This is a genomic window from Modestobacter marinus (assembly GCF_011758655.1).
Classification (GTDB): Bacteria; Actinomycetota; Actinomycetes; order Mycobacteriales; family Geodermatophilaceae; genus Modestobacter; species Modestobacter marinus.
Window position 1 is genome coordinate 3,064,060 of sequence record NZ_JAAMPA010000001.1, and the last position, 20,394, is coordinate 3,084,453.

A 20,394-nucleotide genomic window follows, 5' to 3' on the forward strand; every position below is an offset into this window, starting at 1 on the left:
CTGACGACGCCCACGCTACGCCGTCTACCCGATGCGTGCCGTCGGACACCTCAGCGTCACCCGATGGGAGCGGTCGACCCGCTCCGGAGCCGGACACGCCAGCGGCCGGTGACCTCTCGGGTCACCGGCCGCAGTGGCTCTCGGTCCGCCTGCAGGGCCCGCGTGAGGGCTCCGCCCGGCCCCCTCCAGAGGCTCGTCCCGAGCCTGCGAGGGATGAGGAGGAGGGGGTGTCCCCTCAGTCGAGGTAGTCGCGCAGGACCTGGGAGCGGCTGGGGTGGCGCAGCTTGGACATCGTCTTGGACTCGATCTGCCGGATCCGCTCCCGGGTGACCCCGTAGACCTGGCCGATCTCGTCCAGCGTGCGCGGCTGGCCGTCGGTCAGCCCGAACCGCAGCCGGACGACGCCGGCCTCCCGCTCCGACAGCGTCTGCAGCACGCTGGTCAGCTGGTCCTGCATCAGCGTGAAGCTCACCGCGTCCACGGCCACCACGGCCTCGGAGTCCTCGATGAAGTCACCGAGCTGGCTGTCGCCCTCGTCGCCGATGGTCTGGTCCAGGCTGATCGGCTCCCGCGCGTACTGCTGGATCTCCAGCACCTTCTCCGGGGTGATGTCCATCTCCTTGGCCAGCTCCTCCGGGGTGGGCTCGCGGCCCAGGTCCTGGAGCAGCTCGCGCTGGATGCGGCCGAGCTTGTTGATGACCTCGACCATGTGCACCGGGATGCGGATGGTGCGGGCCTGGTCGGCCATGGCGCGGGTGATGGCCTGCCGGATCCACCAGGTGGCGTACGTGGAGAACTTGTAGCCCTTGGTGTAGTCGAACTTCTCGACCGCGCGGATCAGCCCGAGGTTGCCCTCCTGGATCAGGTCCAGGAACGCCATGCCGCGGCCGGTGTAGCGCTTGGCCAGGGAGACCACCAGGCGGAGGTTGGCCTCCAGCAGGTGGTTCTTGGCGCGCTCGCCGTCCCGGACGATCCAGTTGAGGTCCCGGCGCATCTGCGGGGAGAGCTTCTGGCCCTCCTCCTCGACCTGGCGCAGCCGCTCGGAGCCGTAGAGCCCGGCCTCGATCCGCTTGGCGAGGTCGACCTCCTCCTCGGCGGTGAGGAGGGCGACCTTGCCGATCTGCTTGAGGTAGGCGCGGACCGAGTCGGCCGAGGCGGTGAGCTCGGCGTCCTTGCGGGCCTGCCGCAGCGCCTCGGACTCCTCCTCCTCGTCCCACTCGAAGTCGCCGCTGGCCTCGGCGTCCTTCTCGTCGGTCTCGGCGACGGCGACGCCGTCCTTGCCGGTGACCACGGTCTCGTCGAGCTTGAGGCCCTCGGCGCCGGCGTCGACGACGGCGACGGTCGCCGCGTCGGAGGCGACGGCGGTGAGGACGGTGCCCTCACCGGTGCCGGGGGAGGGGGTGATCGTCGGCTTGCGCGACGCGGCCTTCTTCGCGGGGGCCCGCTTGGCCGGGGCCTTCTTGGCCGCCGTGGTCACCGGTGCGGTGGTCGACGCGGGGGCGCTGGCACGGGCGGCGACCGTCCTGCTGCGACTCTGGCTGCTCAGCGTGGTCGCGTCCGGTCCTGGCTGGTCGGCGGGCACTCGGGGTTCCTTCCCGTGTTACTGCAGTGCGTTCCTGGAGGGCCGCGGTGGCCTGCGGGCAGCGGCCCGCACGACGCCTCGGCGTGGCAGGGGCCCATCGACGGACCGGACGAGACGCACTGCCGTGCGGGGGTTTCGCCGGGCCGGGAATGGGGATGACCTGTTGGCTGGGAGCGTCGCGGTGGGGCCTTGTCATTGTAACGACGGGCACGCAGCGGTCCACTGGTTCTCCCCGCGCGTGACTCCCCGGGTCCGCATCGCGCACGGCGCGGTGACCAGCACGGTCCCCGTCCCGGTCAGGGAAGGGGACCGTGCGAGGTCAGCCCGGCGTCACTGGCCGATGTGCTGCTCGGCCGCGAGCGCCGCGCCGACGATCCCGGCGTCGTTGAGCAGCTCGGCGGCGACCACCCGGGTCCGGGTGGACAGCAGCGGCACCCACTTGTCCGCCTTCTTGCTCACCCCGCCGCCGACGATGATCAGGTCGGGCCACAGGCTGGCCTCCAGCGTGTCCAGGTACCGGTCCACGCGCTTGGCCCACTGCGGGTAGCTGAGGTCCTCGCGCTCCCGGGCCGACGCCGACGCACGCTTCTCGCCGTCCTGGCCGTCGACCTCGATGTGGCCGAACTCGGTGTTGGGGACGAGCGTGCCGTCGATGAACAGAGCACTGCCGATGCCGGTGCCGAAGGTGAGCATCAGCACCAGACCGCGCTCGCCACGGCCGGCGCCGTAGGCCATCTCGGCGATGCCGGCGGCGTCGGCGTCGTTGAGCGTCTGGACGGTGCCGGGGATGACCGCCTCGAGCCCGGCGGCCATGTCGGTGCCGATCCAGGTCTTGTCCATGTTGGCGGCGGTGAAGGCCACCCCGTGCTTCATCACCCCCGGGTAGGTGACGCCGATGCGTCCCTCCCAGCCGAACTGCCCGACGATGTCGGCCACGACGCCGTAGACCGGGTCGGGCAGGGCCGGCTGCGGGGTCGGGATGCGCACCCGTTCCCCGACCAGCTCGCCCTTGTCCAGGTCGACCACACAGCCCTTGATGCCGCTGCCACCGATGTCCACTCCGAAGCCCTGCACGGGGGCAGGCTAGCGACCCCTGCCGCGGACGGGTCACAGGTCGGGCAGGATCGCTCTCCGTGATGACCTCCGGCGCCCCCGTGCCCGACCTGTCCACCGAGCTGCTGGAGCTGGCCCGGGCCACCGCCGAGGAGGCGGCGGTCCTCGTCGGGGCGGGGCGCAGCCGCGCCGCGGAGCAGGTCGACACCAAGTCCAGCCCTGTCGACGTGGTGACCGCCGTGGACACCGCCAGCGAGGAGCTGATCGTCCGCCGGCTGCTGGAGGCCCGGCCGGACGACGGGGTGCTGGGGGAGGAGGGGGCGTCCCGCACGGGCACCAGCGGCGTGCGGTGGGTGGTCGACCCGATCGACGGCACCGTGAACTTCCTCTACGGCCTGCCCGCCTTCGCCGTCTCCATCGCCGGCGAGGTCGACGGCCGCACCGAGGTCGGGGTGGTGCTCAACGCCGGCACCGGCGAGCTGTTCACCGCCGTCCGCGGCCGGGGTGCCTGGCTCACCGCCCCGGGGGCGGCGGCGATGCAGCTGCACGGCAGCGCGCCGGCCTCGCTGGAGCAGACCCTGGTGGCGACCGGCTTCGGGTACCGGGTGGAGCAGCGCCGCGCCCAGGGCGCGGTCGTGGCGCAGCTGCTCCCCGAGGTCCGGGACATCCGCCGCTGGGGATGCGCCTCGCTGGACCTGTGCGCCGCTGCGGCGGGCCGGGTGGACGCCTACTACGAGCTGGACCTCAAGCCCTGGGACCACGCGGCCGGTGCACTGATCGCCGCGGAGGCGGGGCTGGTCGTCACCGGGACGGGCGGCCGCCCGTTCGCCGAGCCGATGGCGGTCGCCTCGGCCGCGTCGGTCGCCGAGCCGCTGATCGCCCTGCTGGACCGGCTGCACGCCGCCGGCTGACCGGCGGCCGCCCGGCGGCGGGTCAGCAGTCGGCTTCGGCGCTCGCCGCGGCGACGAGCGCGGCAGCGACCTCCTCCTCGGTGGCCAGGCCGGCGAAGTCCGGCCCGATCACGAGGTCGACGACGCCGGTGGACCGGGTGTCCACCCGGTCGGTGGCGCCGGGCAGGTACAGCCGCAGGAAGTCGGCGGCCTCCCGTCCCGGGCCTGCGAACCGCAGCTCCCCGACCCCGGTCACCTCGGCGGTGCTGGGGTCGTTGGCGGTCTCGGTCACGACGAACCCGCGGCTCTCCAGGGTCGTGGTGACCTCACCGGCCAGGCCGGGGGTGTCGGTGGCGTTGTACACCCGGATGGACACGGTGGCCGGGTCGAGCTCGGTGGGCACGTCGCTGGCGCTGCTGCAGACGGCCTCGGCCGCCTCCTCCCGGGCCCGCTCGTCACTGAGCACGTTCCACCACACGCCCATGGCGGCGAGGGCGAGCACCAGCAGGAACACCAGGGCGGGCACCGGCCGGCGGTTGCGGCGCCGGGCGTCGGGGCGGCGCTCGTCGGTGTCGTCGGCGAGCTCGGTCACGGGGTCCTCACAGCGGCCGGCACGTACACCCGGTCGACCCTAGCGGCGTCCGGAGCGGCTACAGCGCACCGTCCTCGAGTGCGGCGCGTCCGAGCTCCACACACGGGTCGATCTTGTCGGCGTAGCCGGTGGTGTCCTTGCCGGCCATCGCGCCGGCCGCCGACCGGGCCACGATGCCGGCGACGATCGCGGCGAACTTGAAGTAGGCGAAGCCCACGTACCAGTTCAGGTCCGACACGTCGGCGCCGCTGCTCGCGGCGTACCGCTCGGCCAGCTCCAGCCGGGTCGGGAAACCGGGCAGCGTGGTGACCTGGGAGACCGAGACGGCGCGGTCCTCACCGGCCTGCGGCCAGTAGACGAAGAGCATCCCCAGGTCGGTGAGCGGGTCGCCCAGCGTGGACATCTCCCAGTCCAGGACGGCGCGCACCCGGCCGGGCGTCTGCGGGTCGAGCAGGCAGTTGTCCAGCCGGTAGTCGCCGTGCGTGATGCCCGTGCGCCGGGTGGCGGGCACCGTCTCGGCCAGCCGGGCGGCCAGCGCGTCCAGCGCCGGCCGGTCGGTGTCGCGGGTGGCGTCCCACTGCTTGGTCCAGCGGCGCACCTGCCGTTCCAGGAACCCCTCGGGCCGGCCGAAGTCGCCCAGCCCGACCGCGTCGGGGTCGACGGCGTGCAGCGCGGCGAGGGTGTCCATCAGGCCGTCGGCGACCGCACGGCGCTGGTCCGGCCCGTCGGCGTACCCGGGCGGCAGCTCGCTGACCACGTGCACGCCGACCACCCGTTCCATCACGTAGAACGGAGCGCCGAGCACCGCGGTGTCGGTGCACAGGTGCAGCGTGCGGGGCACCGGGACCGGGGTGCCGGCCAGCGCGGAGATCACCCGGTGCTCGCGCACCATGTCGTGGGCGGTGGCCAGCACCGCACCCGTCGGCGGCCGGCGCAGGATCACCGCGTCGTCCTCGGGACCGCCCTCCGGCGTGACCACGTAGGTGAGGTTCGACATGCCCGCGGCGATCAGCTCGACCCGGACCGAACGCCACTTCTCGTGCCCGAGAGCAGTCGCCAGGTAGGGCCCGACGACCCCCGGATCAGCACCCACTGGAGTCCCCACGGCGGCAGGGTAGCCTCTGGCGCTCCGCGGCTCGGTCGGCCTCCCGGGCGCCCGATGTGTCGGTCTCCGGGAGTCGGGCACAAACCGGGGCCGGACGGCGTTGGGCGGCTGGCTGGAGTGCAGGACGCCGGGACGGACGGGGAGGCGTGCTCGCCCACCGGCCGACCCGGACCCGTTCCGGTGCACCACCGAGCGACCCGGGACAGGGGCCAGGCGGCCCCTCGACCGGCGCGACACCTCCGGCCGCTCCTGGCGGCCGGCACCACCGCCGTCGGCGCCTGCCGCCGACGGCAGACGAGCGGGCCGAGGGCCCGCGACGAACAGAGAGTGAGGGGCACACCATGGCCCAGGACTACGACGCCCCCCGGCGCAACGAGGCCGATGAGCTCGGCGAGGACTCCCTGGAGGAGCTGAAGGCCCGTCGGGCCGAGGCGCAGTCCTCCTCGGTGGACGTCGACGAGACCGACTTCAACGAGGCCCTCGAGCTCCCCGGGGCGGACCTGTCCAACGAGGAGCTCACCGTCCGCGTGCTGCCCAAGCAGGAGGACGAGTTCACCTGCTCCCGCTGCTTCCTGGTGCACCACCGCAGCCGGCTGGCCGCCACCCGCAACGGGCAGCCGGTCTGCCGCGACTGCGCGGCCTGAAGAAGGACCCCCGTGCCCCCCACCGCTCGCCAGCTCGCGGCGGGCCCCTGCACGGGGGCCGTACCAGCACGTCAGCGTCGAAGGGGAACCGATGAGCCAGCCGCGTGACGTCCCACCGCCGCGCCCCGTGGGCGGTACGCCCGTCGAGGGTGAGGTCGTCGGCGCCGACAGCGGTCTCGGCGCGGCGGCGCGGGCTCTCGCCGACGCCGTGGCCGGGCTGCTCGGCCGGGACGAGCCCGGCACGGGCGGCAGCGGACGGGGCGGCAGCGGATCGAGCCGGACGGCTGCCGGGGCGCGGGCGGCGACCGGCGTGCTCGCCGACGTCGTCTCCGCGGTCACCGCCGCGGCCCGGGACGCCCGGGCCGGCTCGGGCCGCGAGAGCACCGCGGGCAGTGGCGCCCGCGGTGGCGCGACCCGCGGGGCCGCGGCCCCGTCCGGTCTGCTGAGCGACCTCCTGGACGCGGCCGCCCCCCGGCTCCCGATCCGGGACGGCGCCCGGCTGCGGCGGGCTCATCCCGGGGCCTCCGACGCGGAGATCGCCGACGCCCTCGTCGCCCGGGCGGCCCGGCTCACCGGCGGGGTCGGTGCCGCGACCGGAGGTCTGGCGGCGGCGCAGTGGTTCGCGACACCGTCCCTGGTCGCCGTCCCCCTGGAGCTCGGTGCGCAGACCGTGCTGGTGGCCGCCGTCGAGGTGGTGCTGGTCGGGGAGCTGCACGAGCTGGCCGGCCGGCCGGCGCCGGGCGACGCCCGGACCCGGGCCGGGGCCTACCTGTCCAGCTGGAGCACCCAGCGCGCCGTCGGGAGCACGTCGTCCGGCGGCATGTTCGCCGCGCTGAGCACGGCCGGGACGGCGGCGCTGCGGCGTCGGATCACCCGCCGCCTGGCCCGGAGCACGACGTCGGTGGCGCCCCTGCTGGTCGGCGCGACCCTGGCCGCCCGCGCCAACCGCAAGGCCACGGCCGCGCTGGCCGATCGACTGCGCGCCGACCTGGGGCTGCCGCCGTCCGCTCCGGGCGCCTGAGCGCCGGGTCGGCCCGCACGGGCAGCGGGCGGCGCGGCTAGCCTCGCCGCCGTGCCCGTTCCCCCGCCCGAGCAGCCCCCGGCCGACGTGGTCACCCCGGTCGACGTGCCCGTCGTCCTGGGGGCCGCCGCCGTCCTGCCGGCGTACGCCCTGCCCGGTGACGCCGGAGCCGACCTGTGCCTGGCCGAGGACGTGGTGCTGGCGCCGCACCAGCGGGCGCTGGTGGGCACCGGGGTCGCCGTCGCGATCCCCGAGGGGTTCGCCGGCTTCGTGCACCCCCGCTCGGGCCTGGCGCACCGGCTCGGGCTCAGCCTGGTCAACGCGCCGGGCACGATCGACGCGGGCTACCGGGGCGAGATCAAGGTCAACCTGGTCAACCTCGACCCCACCACCACGCTGCGCCTCGCCGCCGGCGACCGGGTGGCCCAGCTGGTGGTGCAGCCGGTGGTGCGGGCCCGCTTCGTGCCGGTCCCCGAGCTGCCCGGCAGCGAGCGCGGCAGCGGCGGGCACGGCTCCACCGGCGGTGCAGCTGCGCTGACCGCCGACCTGACCCCCTCATCCCTGGAAGGACGGGCCTGACGATGCCGTTCGGACGTCGACGCAACCGGATCGACCGCAGCCTGCGGGAGCGGGGCGTGCCCCCGGAACCGCAGGTGCGGGAGCGGGAGGAGACCGCGACCAGCGGGCCGTGGGACGAGGCCGACGCCCCGCAGGACGGCCGGCCGCGCGTCGACCTGGGGGCGCTGCGGGTGCCGGCCGTGCCGGGCATGGAGCTGCGCGTGGACGTCAACGCCCAGCAGCAGGTCGTCGGGGCCAGCCTCCGCACCGGTGACTCCCTGCTGCAGCTGTCGGTGTTCGCCGCCCCGCGGGCCGGTGGCCTCTGGGACGAGGTGCGCGCCGAACTGGCCCGCGGCGCGAGCGGGCAGGGCGGCCGGCTCACCGAGGTGGACGGGCCGTTCGGCCCCGAGCTGGCCGGGTCCGTGCTGGTCGCGGCGCCCCGGCAGCCGGGGGAGACGGGGGCACCGAAGGCGATGCGCCGCGCCGCCCGCTTCCTGGGCGTCGACGGTCCCCGGTGGTTCCTCCGCGGGATGATCTCCGGCTCCGCGGCCGCGACGCCGGAGGCGGCAGCACCGCTGGAGGAGGCGTTCCGCTCGGTCGTCGTCGTCCGGGGGCCGCAGCCGATGCCGGTCCGCGAGCAGCTGCCCCTGACGCTGCCCCCGCAGGCAGCCCAGCAGGTCGCCCGCCGGCAGGCCGCGGGGCAGGGCGCGCGACCGGCTGCCCGCCGTACCGCGCCGCCGCAGGCCACCCCGCCGGCTGCTGCGCCGCCGGGCGCCCCGTCCGTCACGCCGCCGGCCCCGTCCGTCACGCCCCCGCCTGCGTCCCCGGTCCCGCCGCCGCCCGCGTCCCCGGTCACGCCGCCGGCGGGACCGACCAGCGGCCCTCCCGCCGCCTCACCCCCCGAGGCGCCCACCGAGCCGCCGACCGACCGGTGAGCGAGCCCGTCCGGCACGACTACGGCTCCGGGCCCGACCAGTTCCTGGAGGTGTCACTGCCGGCCGGCGACGGCCCGGCGCCGGTGGTGGTGGTCCTGCACGGTGGCTTCTGGCGGGCCCGCTACGGCATCGAGCTCGCCCGCCCGCTGGCCGCCGACCTCGCCGCGCGCGGGTGGGCCGCGGTCGCCGTCGAGTACCGCCGGGTCGGTGCCGGTGGCGGCTGGCCCACCACGCTGCAGGACGTCGCCGCGGCGGTCGACGCCCTCCCCGACGTCCCGGGCGCGGCGCGCCTGGACCTCGGGGACGTGACCGTCGTGGGCCACTCCGCGGGCGGGCACCTCGCGGCGTGGACCGCCGGTCGCGGCCGGCTGCCCGCCGGGGCGCCGGGGGCGGACCCGCGGGTGCCGGTCGGTGCGGTCGTCGCCCAGGCCGGCGTGCTGGACCTGGCTGCGGCGGTCACCGCCGACCTCGGGGACGGGGCGACGGTCGGCTTCCTCGGCGGCACGCCGGCAGAGCTGCCCGACCGGTACGCCGCGGCCGACCCGGTGCGGCTGCTGCCGACCGGGGTGCCGGTCCTCTGCGTGCACGGGGAGGAGGACACGACCGTGCCGCTGGACCAGAGCCGGCGGTTCGCCGCCGCCGCGACCGCGGCGGGGGACACCGTCGAGGTGGCGGTCGTCCCCGGTGACCACATGGTGGTGATCGACGTCTCCGGCGAGGCCTGGCGACGCACCGTGGAATGGCTGGCAGACCGTCGGACAGCGGCCGCCGACCGCACTACCCTGGGATCGTGACCGAGACCAGGACCGGGGCCTCCACGGAGCCCGGCGCGCGGGGCTGGCTGTCCCGCAAGCTCCAGAAGCTCACCGCCGACGACCGGGCCGTCGACGCCCAGGAACTCCGCTCGGGGGTGGCGTCCGCCGGCTGCTCGGCGGTCAGCTCCTGCCGCAAGGGCGAGGTCGTGACGGTCACCGGCCGGCTGAAGTCCGTCGTCTACACCCCGCGCGAGACCGTGCCCACCCTGGAGGCCGAGCTCTTCGACGGATCCGGGTCGGTCACGCTGGTCTGGCTGGGCCGCCGCCGCATCCCCGGCATCGAACCCGGCCGCCGGCTCACCGCGCGCGGGCGGTTCGCGGCCTTCGAGGGCCGGCAGGTCATCTACAACCCCTGGTACGAGCTGAGCGCCGGGTGACCCGGTCGTCGATGCGCGCATGACCGGAGGGACCCGGCGGTGAGCGAGCCCGGGAGCGGGGGGACGACGTTCGACCGCCACCTGGTGCTGGACCAGCTGGGTGGCTGGCGCGGCATGGTCGACGCCTCGCTGCCCACGATCGCGTTCATCGTGGCCAACTCGGTGGGCGGGCTGACCGTCGGCATCTGGGCGGCCCTCGCCTCCGCCGTCCTGGTGTTCCTGCTGCGGCTGCTCCGGCGCGAGAGCCTCCAGCAGGCCGTCAGCGGGCTGTTCGCCGTCGGCGTCGCCGTGGCGATCGCCGCGTACTCCGGGCAGGCCCGGGACTTCTTCGTGCTGGGCATCGTGCGCAACGCCGGGATCGCCCTGATCCTGCTGGCCTCGATCCCCTTCCGCCGTCCCCTGGTCGGCGTGATCGCCGAGTTCCTGGCGCCCAGCCACCTGGGGGCCCTGTCCACCCACCGGCTGCCGTCGCTGCGCGACCGCGTGCGGCGGGACCCGGCCGCAACGGTGCCGATGGAGGGCGCCGCCGCGGTACCGGTCGAGGGCGGCGCCACGGTGCCGGTCGCCGCCGGCGAGCGGGCACCGGACCCGGAACCGGAGCAGCACTGGCGCGAGGACCCGCGGATGCTGCGGGCCTACGGCTGGCTGACCGTGCTGTGGGCCGCGGTGTTCGCTCTCCGGGCCGTCGTCCAGGGAGTCTTCTACCTGCGCGACGAGGTCGAGCTGCTGGCGACGTCCTCGCTGGTGCTGGGCCTGCCGCTCACGGCGGCCGAGCTGGTGGTCACCCTGTGGGTGGTGGCCCGGCTGCACCGGCACCGTTCGGCGGAGCAGCCCCCCGCCTCCTGACGGATCCTCGCCGGCTCGGCGCTCAGCAGCTGCCGTCGGGGCACATGACCGCCTGGAGCTGCTCCTCGATGTCGCCGTGGGTGACGAACAGCAGCTCGTCGCCGGCCTCGAGCGGCTCGTCGGGGTCGGGGCTGATCACCCGGTCGCCGCGCAGGATGGTGGTCAGCACGGTCTCCCGGGGCAGCGGGACCTCGCGCACCGGCCGGCCCACCCACGGGGTGTCCTCGGCCAGGGTGATCTCGACCAGGTTCGCCGCGCCCTTGCGGAAGCTCATCAGCCGGACGACGTCGCCCACGGTGACCGCCTCCTCCACCAGGGCGGCGAGCACCCGCGGGGTCGAGACGGCGACGTCCACGCCCCAGGCCTCGGTGTAGAGCCACTCGTTGCGCGGGTCCTTGACCCGGGCCACCACCCGGGCGACGGCGAACTCGGTCTTGGCCAGCAGCGAGACCACCAGGTTGGCCTTGTCGTCGCCGGTGGCGGCGATGACCACGTCGCAGGTGGCCAGCTGGGCCTCCTCCAGGGAGGAGACCTCGCAGGCGTCGGCCTGGACCCACTCGGCGCCGGGCACGGCCCGCGGCTTGACCCGGGAGCCGTTCCGCTCGATGAGCATCACGGCGTGGCCGTTGCCCAGCAGCTCGGTGGCGATGGACCGGCCGACCGCACCGGCCCCCACGATGGCGACGCGCATCAGTGCTGCCCTCCTGCGGGACCCTGCTCGACGGTCTGGTGCACCCGGTCGGTCAGCTCGTCGGTGGCGGCGACGACGAGGTGGTCGCCGGTCTGCAGCACGGTGCTCGGGGTGGGCAGCTGGGCCTCGCCGAAGCGCACCAGCCAGGCCGCCCGCGCCCCGGAGGCGGTCTCCAGCTCGGCCAGCGGCCGGCCGACCCAGCCGTCGGTGACGGTGATCCGCATCAGCAGCACCGTGCCGGTGGGCTCCCGCCAGATCTCGGTCACCTTCACCGAGAGCAGCTCACGCATCAGCCGGCTGACCGTCCACGGGACGGTGGCGACGCTGGGGATGCCCATCCGCTCGTAGACCTCGGCCCGCTTGGAGTCGTAGATCCGGGCGACGACGTGCTCGACACCGAAGGTCTCCCGGGCGACCCGGGCGGCGATGATGTTGGAGTTGTCGCCGCTGCTGACCGCGGCGAAGGCGCCGGCGGAGTCGATGCCGGCGTCCAGCAGGGTCTGCCGGTCGAAGCCCAGCCCGGTGACCTGGCGGCCGCCGAACTCCGGGCCGAGCCGGCGGAAGGCCTCGGGGTCCTGGTCGATCACCGCGACGCTGTGACCGATCGTCTCGAGCCGCCGGGCGATCGCCGAGCCGACGCGGCCGCAGCCCATCACGACCACGTGCACCTGTCCCACCCCGTCTGCTGCATCCGTGCCGCCCCTGCGGACCGCCGGGGCGTACAGCGCGCGAACGTACACCCGAAGCAGGCCCGTCGTGGCACACCCCGGCGGCCCGACAGGCGCCTGGGCGGCTCGTGTGAGTGAGGTCGCCCCGGATCGGCCCAACGGCGGGCCCAGCGTCCGTACCATCGCCGCCGTGCCAACCCTGTCCGACCTCGGACAACTCCCGAAACGGCTCGTCCTCGGCCGGCCGGTCCGCAGTGACCGCGCCGGTGAGTCGCTGCTCCCCAAGCACCTCGCGCTGCCGATCTTCGCCAGCGACCCGCTCTCCTCCGTCGCCTACGCGACGCAGGAGATCCTGATCTTCCTGACGCTGGCCGGGACGTCGTTCCTGTTCCTCACCCCGTGGCTGGCCGCGCTCGTGGTCGTGCTGCTGGCCGTCGTCGTCCTCTCCTACCGCCAGGTGGTGCACGCCTACCCCTCGGGCGGTGGCGACTACGAGGTGGCGATGAAGAACCACGGCCAGTTCGCCGGCCTGGTCGTCGCCAGTGCGCTGCTCGTGGACTACGTGCTCACCGTCGCGGTGTCGGTGAGCTCCGGCACGGACAACATCATCTCCGCGTTCCCGGAGCTCGCCGAGCACCGGGTCGCCATCGCCGTGGGCCTGGTGGGGCTGCTCGTGGCGGTCAACCTGCGCGGGGTGCGCGAGTCGGGCAAGACCTTCGCGATCCCGACCTACGCGTTCATCGCCTGCATCCTGGTGATGATCGGCACCGGTCTGATCCGGGAGCTGTTCACCGACGGGGACGTGGTGGCCGAGAGCGCGGGCTACGCGATCCAGCCCGAGCCCGGCTACGAGCAGGTGACCGGCCTGGCGCTGATCTTCTTCGTGCTGCGGGCCTTCGCCTCGGGCTGCACGGCGCTCACCGGGGTGGAGGCGATCGCCAACGGCGTGCCGGCGTTCCGCCCGCCGAAGAGCAGGAACGCGGCGACGACGCTGGCGCTGATGGGCGGCATCGCCGCCACGATGTTCGCCGGCGTCACGGCGATGGCGCTGCTCGCGGACGTGAAGTACGTGGAGAACGCCTGCGACCTCGTGGGCTTCCCCTGCGAGGACCAGCCGCAGCGGACCGTGATCGCGCAGGTGGCCGCGGCCACCTTCGGCGGCGCGGACTCCCTGGGCTTCTACCTCGTCCAGGCGGCGACGGCGCTGGTGCTGATCCTGGCGGCCAACACGGCGTTCAACGGCTTCCCGCTGCTGGGCTCGGTGCTCGCGCAGGACCGGTTCATGCCGCGGCAGCTGCACACCCGCGGCGACAAGCTGGTCTACAGCAACGGCATCCTGCTGCTCGCCGGGTTCGCGATCCTGCTGCTGGTCGTCTTCGACGCCGACTCCACCAAGCTGATCCAGATGTACATCGTGGGCGTCTTCACCAGCTTCTCGATCGGCCAGTGGGGCATGGTGCGGCACTGGAACCGGGAGCTGCGCACCGAGACCGAGCCCGCCGCCCGCGGCCGGATGCAGCGCTCCCGGGTGATCAACGCCGTCGGCGGCACGCTGACCAGCGTCGTCCTGCTCATCGTCGTGGTGACCAAGTTCGCCGGCGGGGCGTGGATCGTGATCGCCGCGATGCCGGTGATCTTCCTGCTGATGCGGGCGATCAACCGGCACTACTCCCACGTCGCCTCCCAGCTGGTGCCCGACAGCGACGCGCGGACCAAGCCGAGCAAGGTGCACGCCGTCGTCCTGGTCTCCAAGGTGCACAAGCCGACGCTGCGGGCGCTCGCCTTCGCCCGGGCCACCCGGCCCGACGTGCTGACCGCGCTGACGGTCAACGTGGACGACGCCGACACCCGCGCGCTGCAGCAGGACTGGGAGCGCTACGACATCCCGCTGCCGCTGACCGTGCTGGAGTCGCCGTTCCGGGAGATCACCCGCCCGGTCCTGGACTTCGTCAAGGACATCCGGCGCTCCAGCCCGCGCGAGCTGGTCGTGGTGTTCGTGCCGCAGTACGTGGTGGGGCACTGGTGGGAGAACCTGCTGCACAACCAGAGCGCGCTGCGGCTGCGCACCCGGCTGCAGTTCCTGCCCGGCGTGATGATCACCAGCGTGCCCTGGCAGCTGGAGAGCTCGCTGGGCCAGGAGGGCGGGAACGGCGGCGGCCCGGCCCCCGGCGACCTGCGGCGCGGGCTGACCTCCGAGGCGGAGCAGACGCCCTATGGCTGATCGCCGCCGTCCGGCCGCCCGCCCGCAGCGACAGGCGCCCGACGTGCACGGCGGCTGGGTGGGCCGCAGGTTCGAGGTGACCGTCGGCCCCGTGGCGCACGGCGGGCACTGCGTGGCCCGGCACGAGGGCCGGGTGGTCTTCGTGCGGCACACGCTGCCCGGCGAGCGGGTGGTCGTCGAGGTGACCGAGGACCGGCAGAAGGGCTTCTGCCGCGGCGACGCCGTCGAGGTGCTCGAGCCGGCGGCGGACCGGGTCGAGCGACCCTGCCCGTACAGCGGGCCCGGGCGGTGCGGCGGCTGCGACTGGCAGCACGTCAGCCACGCCGGCCAGCTCGGGCTCAAGGCCGACGTCGTCCGCGAGCAGCTGTCCCGGCTCGCCGGGCTGGACGTCGACGTCACCGTCGAGGCGCTGCCCGGCGGGCCGCTGCGCTGGCGGTCCCGGGCCCGGTTCGCCGTCGACCGCACCGGGTCGCCCGGGTTGCGGCGGCACCGCTCGCACGACGTCGTCCCGCTCGACGACTGCCCGATCACCGCCGAGCCCGCCGCCCGGGCGGTGCTGGCCCGGCGCTGGCTGGACGCCGGCGCCGTGGACGTCGCCCTCGACTCGGCCGGCGTCGTGACGACGACGACGCTGGACCGGCGTGGCCGCCCGCTGGAGACCCAGGTGCTGCGCCCCGGGGCCGAGGTGCCCGAGGAGCCGGCCGGGCGGGCGCAGCGGACCGCCGGTGGCCGGGACTGGGAGGTCGAGGGCACCGGCTTCTGGCAGGTGCACCCGGCCGCCGCCGACGCGCTCGTGGGCGCGGTCCTCGACTTCGCCGCGGTGCAGCCGGGGGAGACGGTGCTGGACCTCTACGCCGGGGCGGGCCTGTTCGGCGGGGCGCTGGCGCCCGGGGTGGGTGCGGCGGGCCGGGTGGTCTGCGTGGAGTCCGACGCCGCGGCCTGCGCCGCCGCCGACGCCAACCTCGCCGACCTGCCGCAGGCCGAGGTCTGGCAGGGCGACGTGGACGCCCCCGGGCTGACCGAGCTGCTCGGTGACCTCGGCCGCCCCGACGTCGTCGTGCTGGACCCGCCGCGGGCGGGTGCCGGGCAGGACGTCAGCGGGGTGCTCGCCGGGTCCGGTGCCCGCGCCGTGGTCTACGTCGCCTGCGACCCGGCGTCGCTGGCCCGGGACGTCGCCGCGTTCGCCCGGGCCGGCTACCGGCTGGCCGGGCTGCGGGCCTTCGACTGCTTCCCGATGACCCACCACGTCGAATGTGTTGCGCTGCTGGTCAGGGCGTAGACGTCCAGGTCAGCGCCACGACTGGTTCCGCAGGTCGCCGCGGATGAGTGCACGGACCAGCGCCTTCCCGGCGGTGTTCTGGCGCACCAGTGGCGCACGACGAGGCGCACCGCACCATCCGACTCGACTACCGTCCGCACCCACATCACAACGTGGGGGAACGATGAAGCGCACGACCTTGGCACTGGCCGTCCTGCTCGCCCTCACGGGGTGTGGGGGCGAAGACCCTGTCGGGGCGACGTCCACCCCCAACGCGGCCGTCGTCATGCTCGCTGGGACTGCCGGACCAGCCGGGGACACCGACATCGGGTGGACCACCGCTGACACCGTGGCAGCCAAGGCCACGTCGAAGGCCGGGGGCACGAACACGGACACCGCGGCCATCTCGGTGTCACGGGCGGTGCCGACCCCGGGCGTCCAGTCCCTGGCGCTCACCCAGGTGGAGAGGGTCACCCGACTCGGGCGGCTGATCGGCGCACTGCGCCCCGCTCCGTCCAGGACGCTGCCGACCCCGCCGTGGGACCTGCACCCGAACACCCCGGCCACCCTCGCCGAGGAAGCCACCTACCTCAGCGAGCTCGACGCGGCCAGCCCGCGCGTGCACGTCGTCACCATCGGCACGTCCGCTCTGGGGCGCCCGATCCGCGCTGTCCTCGTCGGCCCCCCGCGCACCCGCGACAAGATCCGGGCGACCAACGTGGCGATGGTCATGGGCGGCCACCACGGCGACGAGTGGGCCGGCCGGGAAGCGATCTTCTCGCACATGCGCGACCACGCCGCCGGCAACGACACCGAGACCATCGTCTACCTGCCCACGGTCAACCCCGACGGCTTCCTGATCCCCGACCGGAGACTCGCCAACGGCATCGACCCGAACCGGCTGTGGAACTCCACCGGCGCCAACCAGACGACGAACGGGACCGCCTACCAGCCGGAGCAGCAGGCGGTGCGTCAGGCGATCTTGGCCTGGCACCCCCGCCTCATCCTCGACACCCACGAGTACGGCGCCCCGGCGGACTCCACGTCGGGCATCCTGCGCTTCGACCCGGGCACGGTGAACCCGACCGGCACCCCGGCGGGTGTCGTGAGCGCTGCTGGCGCGGTGCTCGCCGCGATGAAGACCGCGGCCACCGACGCGGGACACACGACCGCTCGCTACAACGGCTCGATCCCCGACGACGGCGCCACGCAGGCATGGAAGCGGGGCGGCATCCCCTCGGTGTTCACCGAGTCCCCGCAGGACGCCTCCGCCGGCCTGGCCCTGCGCCGCGCTCAGCAGCTGACCACGCTGGCCGCCTTCCAGACGTACATGCGGGACAACGCCGCCACCCTGGCGTCGCTCGCTGCTGCCGCCACCTGGTACAGCGGCTACACCCCCACCATCTGACCCACTCCGCTCGTCCACACCCGCACGGCCACTCGGCTGGCCGGGGCCGTCGTCCTGCCTGCGAGGACCCACGTCGGCGAACCCGAGCAGCGCCTGGGACCTCGTCCCCTCCGGGCGCGTCCCTTCAAGGGCGACGGCGTCATCCCGGTCGCCGGGAACCTGCGCCTGCCGTTCATGCAGCGCATCACCCGGGTCGACGGCCGCCAGATCCACCCCTGGAGGTGCCGCAGTCGGATCAGCGCGTCAGAGAGGTGTACGACCGGCGTCCTCGCGCGGCAGGGCCCACCGGTCGTCGGCGCGGCGGATGAGGAAGTCGGCGAGCAGGAACGCCTCGTGCACGGCCTCGGCGATCAGCTCACGGACGTTGCGGAAGGTGGTCACGTCGGGCCTCCGGTGCTGCCGAGTGCCTGTGGGTCCGGATCGGCCCGCGAGCGGTCCCTGTGTTCCAGGTCACCCTCAGCATCGGCGGCTGCGCGCCTCCTCCGTACCGTCGTCGGGTGCGCCCTCACTCGCGCGGGGGTGGCCGGCGCGGGATGGGGCGTCACGACCGGACGGCCAGCAGGTGCGCCTGACGGCTCTTCTCGTGCGGGAGCTCCGGCTCGCGCAGCACCCGGGCCCGGACGGCGAACCCCGCCTCGGTCAGCTCCCGGACGACCCGGTCGGGGTCCATCCGCCACATGCGCAGCGAGACGTCGTGGCCGTAGCCCTGCCGGTGGTGGACCGGCACGTCGTCGGCCGCCTGGAACGCCATCAGCAGCGGCGCCCCGGGGCGCAGCACCCGGGCGCACTCGGCGAAGACCGCGGGCTGCCGTTCCGGAGGGGTGTGGATCACCGAGTACCAGGCGAGCGCCCCGGCCAGTGACGCGTCCGCCAGCGGCAGCGACGCCAGCGCGCCGACCTCGAACCGCAGTCGTGGGTGCCGGCGGCGGGCGACGGCGAGCATGCCGGGGGAGAGGTCGACGCCGAACGCGTCCAGCCCCAGGGCGTCGAGGTGCGCGGTGAGCCGGCCCGGCCCGCAGCCGAGGTCGCCGACCGGACCGCCGCCTCCGGCCAGCACCTGCTCGGCGAAGACGCCGAGCACGGCCCGGTCCAGCGGCGTCTCCGCGAGCGTTCCCTCCACCAGCTCGGCGTAGGAGTCGGCCACCGTGTCGTAGGCGGTGCGGGCCTCGGTCACGTGGTCGGGCTCGGTCACGCCGTCCGTCTCGGTCACGCCGCGCAACCTACGACCCGGCACCGACAGGTCACGCTTCGAACACACGTGCGATCCGCGGTCGAGCTCCCCGGGCCGGCCGCGCACACTGACCGGGTGGACACCGCACTGCCACCCGGCTGGCCGGACGAGGTCTGGCCGCCCGGCGCCCCGGACTGGGAGCGGACCGCGGTCAGCTGGCTGTTCGACCTGGTGCCGCCGGACTACCGGGCGCACGAGGTCCTCCGCCGCTACCCGGTGCTGCTGGCCCGGTTCGCCGGGGACCACGTCGCCGCCGGTCTGGAGGCGGCCCGGGCCGGCTGGCGCACCGTGCGGGTGGAGCTCGCCGACCAGCTGCCGCCGGAGGCGATGGAGGCGGCGATCAGCGCCTACGAGCGGGAGGGAGCCCGGCTCACCCGGGCCGCCCGCGGGGTCGAGGTGGTCGCCGGGGCACTGCGCGGCGAGCGCTGGGTGCCCCGGCTCTAGGGCCGCGGCCCACCGGGCACGGTGCCGGTTCGCAGCTACAGTGGGGTCCCACCGGTTGCGCCCCACCGGGCGCGCCGACGTCGAGAGGACCCTGCCCCGTCGTGTCGTTGCTCAGCTCGTTGACCGGGCCCGCCGACCTCCGGGCACTGCGCCCCGACCAGCTCCCGGCGCTGGCCGGTGAGATCCGGGACGCGCTGGTGGCAGCGGTCGCCAAGACCGGTGGCCACCTGGGCCCGAACCTCGGTGCGGTCGAGCTGACGATCGCCGTCCACCGGGTGTTCGAGTCCCCGCGCGAGCCGATCATCTTCGACACCGGGCACCAGGCCTACGTGCACAAGCTGCTCACCGGCCGGCTCGACGGCTTCGCCCAGCTCCGCCAGCGCGACGGCCTGTCCGGGTACCCGAGCCGGGCCGAGAGCGAGCACGACTGGGTGGAGAACAGCCACGCCTCGACGTCGCTGTCCTACGCCGACGGACTGGCCAAGGCCTTCGCCGTGCGCGGCGACGTCCGCCCCGTGGTCGCGGTGATCGGCGACGGTGCGCTCACCGGCGGCATGGCCTGGGAGGCGCTGAACAACATCGCCGCCGCGCAGGACCGCCCGGTCGTCATCGTGGTCAACGACAACGGCCGCTCCTACTCCCCGACGATCGGTGGGGTGGCCGACGCGCTGGCCACCCTCCGGCTGCGCCCCGGCTACGAGGAGGCGCTGGCCGCCGTCCGGCAGGCCCTGCACCGCGCGCCCGTCGTCGGCACGAAGCTCTACGACGCCCTGCACGCGATCAAGAAGGGGCTCAAGGACGTGCTCGCCCCGCAGGGCATGTTCGAGGACCTCGGCATGAAGTACGTCGGCCCGGTCGACGGCCACGACGTGGAGATGATGGAGTCCGCGCTGCGCCGGGCCCGCTCCTTCGGCGGGCCGGTGATCGTGCACGCCGTCACCACCAAGGGCTTCGGCTACCCGCCGGCGGAGACCGACACCATCGACGCCTGGCACTCCACCGGTGTCTTCGAGCCCGACAGCGGGCTCTCCTCGGCCGCCAAGGGCCCGGAGTGGACCGACGTCTTCGCCGACGAGCTGGTCCGGATCGGCACCGAGCGCTCCGACGTCGTGGCGATCACCGCGGCGATGCTGCACCCCACCGGGCTCGCGCCCTTCGCCGAACGGTTCCCGGAGCGCACCTACGACGTCGGCATCGCCGAGCAGCACGCGCTGACCTCGGCCGCCGGGCTCGCCATGGGCGGCCTGCACCCCGTCGTCGCCATCTACTCCACGTTCCTCAACCGCGCCTTCGACCAGCTCCTGATGGACGTCGCGCTGCACGGCCAGCCGATCACCCTGGTGCTCGACCGGGCCGGCGTGACCGGGTCCGACGGCGCCTCGCACAACGGCATGTGGGACATGTCGATCTGCTCGATCGTCCCCGGGCTGCAGCTGGCCGCCCCGCGGGACGAGGCGACGATGCGCGAGGCGCTCCGCGAGTCGGTGCAGGTCTCCGACGGTCCCACCGTCGTCCGCTTCCCGAAGGGCGCGCTGCCGCCGGAGGTGCCGGCGCTCGAGCGGCGCGGGCGGGTCGACGTGCTGCGTCGCGGTGCGGCCCCCGAGGTGCTGCTGGTCGCCGTCGGCTCGCTGGTGCCGATGTGCCTGGCGGTCGCCGAGCGCGCCGCCGACCACGGCATCGAGGTCACCGTCGTCGACCCGCGCTGGGTGATGCCGGTCGCCGACGAGCTGGTCGCGCTGGCCGGGGAGCACCGGCTGGTGGTCACCGTCGAGGACGGCGGCCGGGCCGGCGGCGTCGGCACGCTCCTGTCCCAGGCGCTGCAGGACGCCGACGTCGACGTGCCGGTGCGCACGCTCGGCCTGCCGCAGCAGTTCTTCGAGCACGGCAGCCGCGGTCAGGTGCTGGCCGACGCCGGCCTCACCGAGCAGGACGTCGCCCGCCGGATCGTGGAGTGGGCGGCCCGCGTCGCCGACCGCAACTCCGCCTCGACCGAGCCCGCCGAGGTCGAGGGCCAGCAGTAGAAGGACCCCGTGCCCCCCACCACTCGCACGCTCG

Annotated in this window: 21 protein-coding genes; 13 read left to right on the forward strand and 8 right to left on the reverse strand. The window is 74.7% G+C overall.

Going from position 1 to position 20,394, the window contains the following annotated elements; genetic code table 11:
• Positions 1-235: 235 nt before the first annotated feature.
• Together FB380_RS14410 and ppgK are read right to left on the reverse strand one after the other, a co-directional pair.
• Positions 236-1,582 (reverse strand): RNA polymerase sigma factor, encoded by a 1,347-nt coding sequence (locus tag FB380_RS14410; protein ID WP_166755634.1) that lies wholly within the window; start codon positions 1,580-1,582, stop codon positions 236-238.
• A 330-nt stretch (positions 1,583-1,912) separates the two neighbouring features.
• On the reverse strand, positions 1,913-2,656 hold the full coding sequence (gene ppgK, locus FB380_RS14415; RefSeq protein ID WP_166755635.1) for a polyphosphate--glucose phosphotransferase: 744 nt from the start codon (positions 2,654-2,656) through the stop codon (positions 1,913-1,915).
• Between the two features lie 62 nt (positions 2,657-2,718).
• Here ppgK and FB380_RS14420 point away from each other — a divergent pair, with 62 nt between their 5' ends.
• Positions 2,719-3,546: an inositol monophosphatase family protein gene (locus FB380_RS14420; protein WP_166755636.1), complete on the forward strand. Its 828-nt coding sequence runs from the start codon at positions 2,719-2,721 to the stop codon at positions 3,544-3,546.
• A 22-nt stretch (positions 3,547-3,568) separates the two neighbouring features.
• Here FB380_RS14420 and FB380_RS14425 read toward each other — a convergent pair whose 3' ends face one another.
• Together FB380_RS14425 and FB380_RS14430 are read right to left on the reverse strand one after the other, a co-directional pair.
• A complete protein-coding gene (locus FB380_RS14425) occupies positions 3,569-4,117 on the reverse strand; it encodes a LytR C-terminal domain-containing protein (RefSeq protein ID WP_229681886.1) in 549 nt (182 codons plus the stop codon).
• A 58-nt stretch (positions 4,118-4,175) separates the two neighbouring features.
• Positions 4,176-5,222: a phosphotransferase family protein gene (locus FB380_RS14430; RefSeq protein WP_166755637.1), complete on the reverse strand. Its 1,047-nt coding sequence runs from the start codon at positions 5,220-5,222 to the stop codon at positions 4,176-4,178.
• Positions 5,223-5,563: 341 nt separating this feature from the next.
• Between FB380_RS14430 and FB380_RS14435 the strand changes: the two genes are divergently transcribed.
• From FB380_RS14435 to FB380_RS14465, 7 genes are all read left to right on the forward strand, one after another.
• Entirely contained in the window at positions 5,564-5,866 is a 303-nt protein-coding gene (locus FB380_RS14435) for a DUF4193 domain-containing protein (RefSeq protein ID WP_036336978.1), read from the forward strand.
• A 91-nt stretch (positions 5,867-5,957) separates the two neighbouring features.
• Positions 5,958-6,887 carry a hypothetical protein gene (locus FB380_RS14440; RefSeq protein ID WP_166755638.1) on the forward strand — a complete coding sequence of 310 codons (930 nt, stop codon included), beginning with the start codon at positions 5,958-5,960 and terminating at the stop codon, positions 6,885-6,887.
• 51 nt (positions 6,888-6,938) lie between these two features.
• Positions 6,939-7,466: a dUTP diphosphatase gene (gene dut, locus FB380_RS14445; RefSeq protein ID WP_188959522.1), complete on the forward strand. Its 528-nt coding sequence runs from the start codon at positions 6,939-6,941 to the stop codon at positions 7,464-7,466.
• A 2-nt stretch (positions 7,467-7,468) separates the two neighbouring features.
• Positions 7,469-8,380 carry a DUF3710 domain-containing protein gene (locus tag FB380_RS14450; protein WP_166755639.1) on the forward strand — a complete coding sequence of 304 codons (912 nt, stop codon included), beginning with the start codon at positions 7,469-7,471 and terminating at the stop codon, positions 8,378-8,380.
• Positions 8,377-9,174, forward strand: a complete 798-nt coding sequence (locus tag FB380_RS14455; protein WP_166755640.1) for an alpha/beta hydrolase family protein — start codon at positions 8,377-8,379, stop codon at positions 9,172-9,174. The genes FB380_RS14450 and FB380_RS14455 overlap by 4 nt, the downstream gene beginning before the upstream one ends.
• Positions 9,171-9,572: an OB-fold nucleic acid binding domain-containing protein gene (locus FB380_RS14460; RefSeq protein ID WP_166755641.1), complete on the forward strand. Its 402-nt coding sequence runs from the start codon at positions 9,171-9,173 to the stop codon at positions 9,570-9,572. The genes FB380_RS14455 and FB380_RS14460 overlap by 4 nt, the downstream gene beginning before the upstream one ends.
• A gap of 39 nt (positions 9,573-9,611) precedes the next feature.
• A complete protein-coding gene (locus FB380_RS14465) occupies positions 9,612-10,418 on the forward strand; it encodes a DUF3159 domain-containing protein (RefSeq protein WP_229681887.1) in 807 nt (268 codons plus the stop codon).
• A 22-nt stretch (positions 10,419-10,440) separates the two neighbouring features.
• Here the strand turns inward: FB380_RS14465 and FB380_RS14470 are convergent, their stop codons facing one another.
• The gene (locus tag FB380_RS14470) at positions 10,441-11,109 is read right to left on the reverse strand and encodes a potassium channel family protein (protein WP_166755642.1); all 669 of its coding nucleotides are present in this window, start codon (positions 11,107-11,109) and stop codon (positions 10,441-10,443) included.
• Positions 11,109-11,786: a potassium channel family protein gene (locus FB380_RS14475; RefSeq protein ID WP_229681888.1), complete on the reverse strand. Its 678-nt coding sequence runs from the start codon at positions 11,784-11,786 to the stop codon at positions 11,109-11,111. The genes FB380_RS14470 and FB380_RS14475 overlap by 1 nt, the downstream gene beginning before the upstream one ends.
• Positions 11,787-11,967: 181 nt before the next feature.
• Here FB380_RS14475 and FB380_RS14480 point away from each other — a divergent pair, with 181 nt between their 5' ends.
• The 3 genes from FB380_RS14480 (at position 11,968) to FB380_RS14490 (ending at position 16,664) form a co-directional block, all read left to right on the forward strand.
• Complete coding sequence (locus tag FB380_RS14480) at positions 11,968-13,998, forward strand: APC family permease (RefSeq protein WP_166755643.1); 2,031 nt, start codon at positions 11,968-11,970, stop codon at positions 13,996-13,998.
• Positions 13,991-15,277 (forward strand): class I SAM-dependent RNA methyltransferase, encoded by a 1,287-nt coding sequence (locus FB380_RS14485; protein WP_166755644.1) that lies wholly within the window; start codon positions 13,991-13,993, stop codon positions 15,275-15,277. The genes FB380_RS14480 and FB380_RS14485 overlap by 8 nt, the downstream gene beginning before the upstream one ends.
• A gap of 328 nt (positions 15,278-15,605) precedes the next feature.
• Positions 15,606-16,664, forward strand: a complete 1,059-nt coding sequence (locus FB380_RS14490) for a M14 family zinc carboxypeptidase (RefSeq protein ID WP_166755645.1) — start codon at positions 15,606-15,608, stop codon at positions 16,662-16,664.
• Between the two features lie 243 nt (positions 16,665-16,907).
• Here FB380_RS14490 and FB380_RS14495 read toward each other — a convergent pair whose 3' ends face one another.
• The gene (locus FB380_RS14495) at positions 16,908-17,045 is read right to left on the reverse strand and encodes a hypothetical protein (protein WP_166755646.1); all 138 of its coding nucleotides are present in this window, start codon (positions 17,043-17,045) and stop codon (positions 16,908-16,910) included.
• 160 nt (positions 17,046-17,205) lie between these two features.
• Positions 17,206-17,874, reverse strand: a complete 669-nt coding sequence (locus tag FB380_RS14500) for a class I SAM-dependent methyltransferase (protein WP_208382863.1) — start codon at positions 17,872-17,874, stop codon at positions 17,206-17,208.
• Between the two features lie 96 nt (positions 17,875-17,970).
• Between FB380_RS14500 and FB380_RS14505 the strand changes: the two genes are divergently transcribed.
• Both FB380_RS14505 and dxs read left to right on the forward strand, forming a co-directional pair.
• The gene (locus FB380_RS14505; RefSeq protein WP_166755647.1) at positions 17,971-18,339 is read left to right on the forward strand and encodes a hypothetical protein; all 369 of its coding nucleotides are present in this window, start codon (positions 17,971-17,973) and stop codon (positions 18,337-18,339) included.
• Between the two features lie 101 nt (positions 18,340-18,440).
• On the forward strand, positions 18,441-20,360 hold the full coding sequence (dxs, locus tag FB380_RS14510; protein WP_166755648.1) for a 1-deoxy-D-xylulose-5-phosphate synthase: 1,920 nt from the start codon (positions 18,441-18,443) through the stop codon (positions 20,358-20,360).
• Positions 20,361-20,394 lie beyond the last annotated feature (34 nt).

Coding starts and splice junctions, on each gene's coding strand:
- FB380_RS14470 (WP_166755642.1), bottom strand. CDS start 11,109: ATGCGCGTCGCCATCGTGGGGGCCGGTGCGGTCGGCCGGTCCATCGCC.
- FB380_RS14440 (WP_166755638.1), top strand. CDS start 5,958: ATGAGCCAGCCGCGTGACGTCCCACCGCCGCGCCCCGTGGGCGGTACG.
- FB380_RS14485 (WP_166755644.1), top strand. CDS start 13,991: ATGGCTGATCGCCGCCGTCCGGCCGCCCGCCCGCAGCGACAGGCGCCC.
- FB380_RS14435 (WP_036336978.1), top strand. CDS start 5,564: ATGGCCCAGGACTACGACGCCCCCCGGCGCAACGAGGCCGATGAGCTC.
- FB380_RS14450 (WP_166755639.1), top strand. CDS start 7,469: ATGCCGTTCGGACGTCGACGCAACCGGATCGACCGCAGCCTGCGGGAG.
- FB380_RS14420 (WP_166755636.1), top strand. CDS start 2,719: ATGACCTCCGGCGCCCCCGTGCCCGACCTGTCCACCGAGCTGCTGGAG.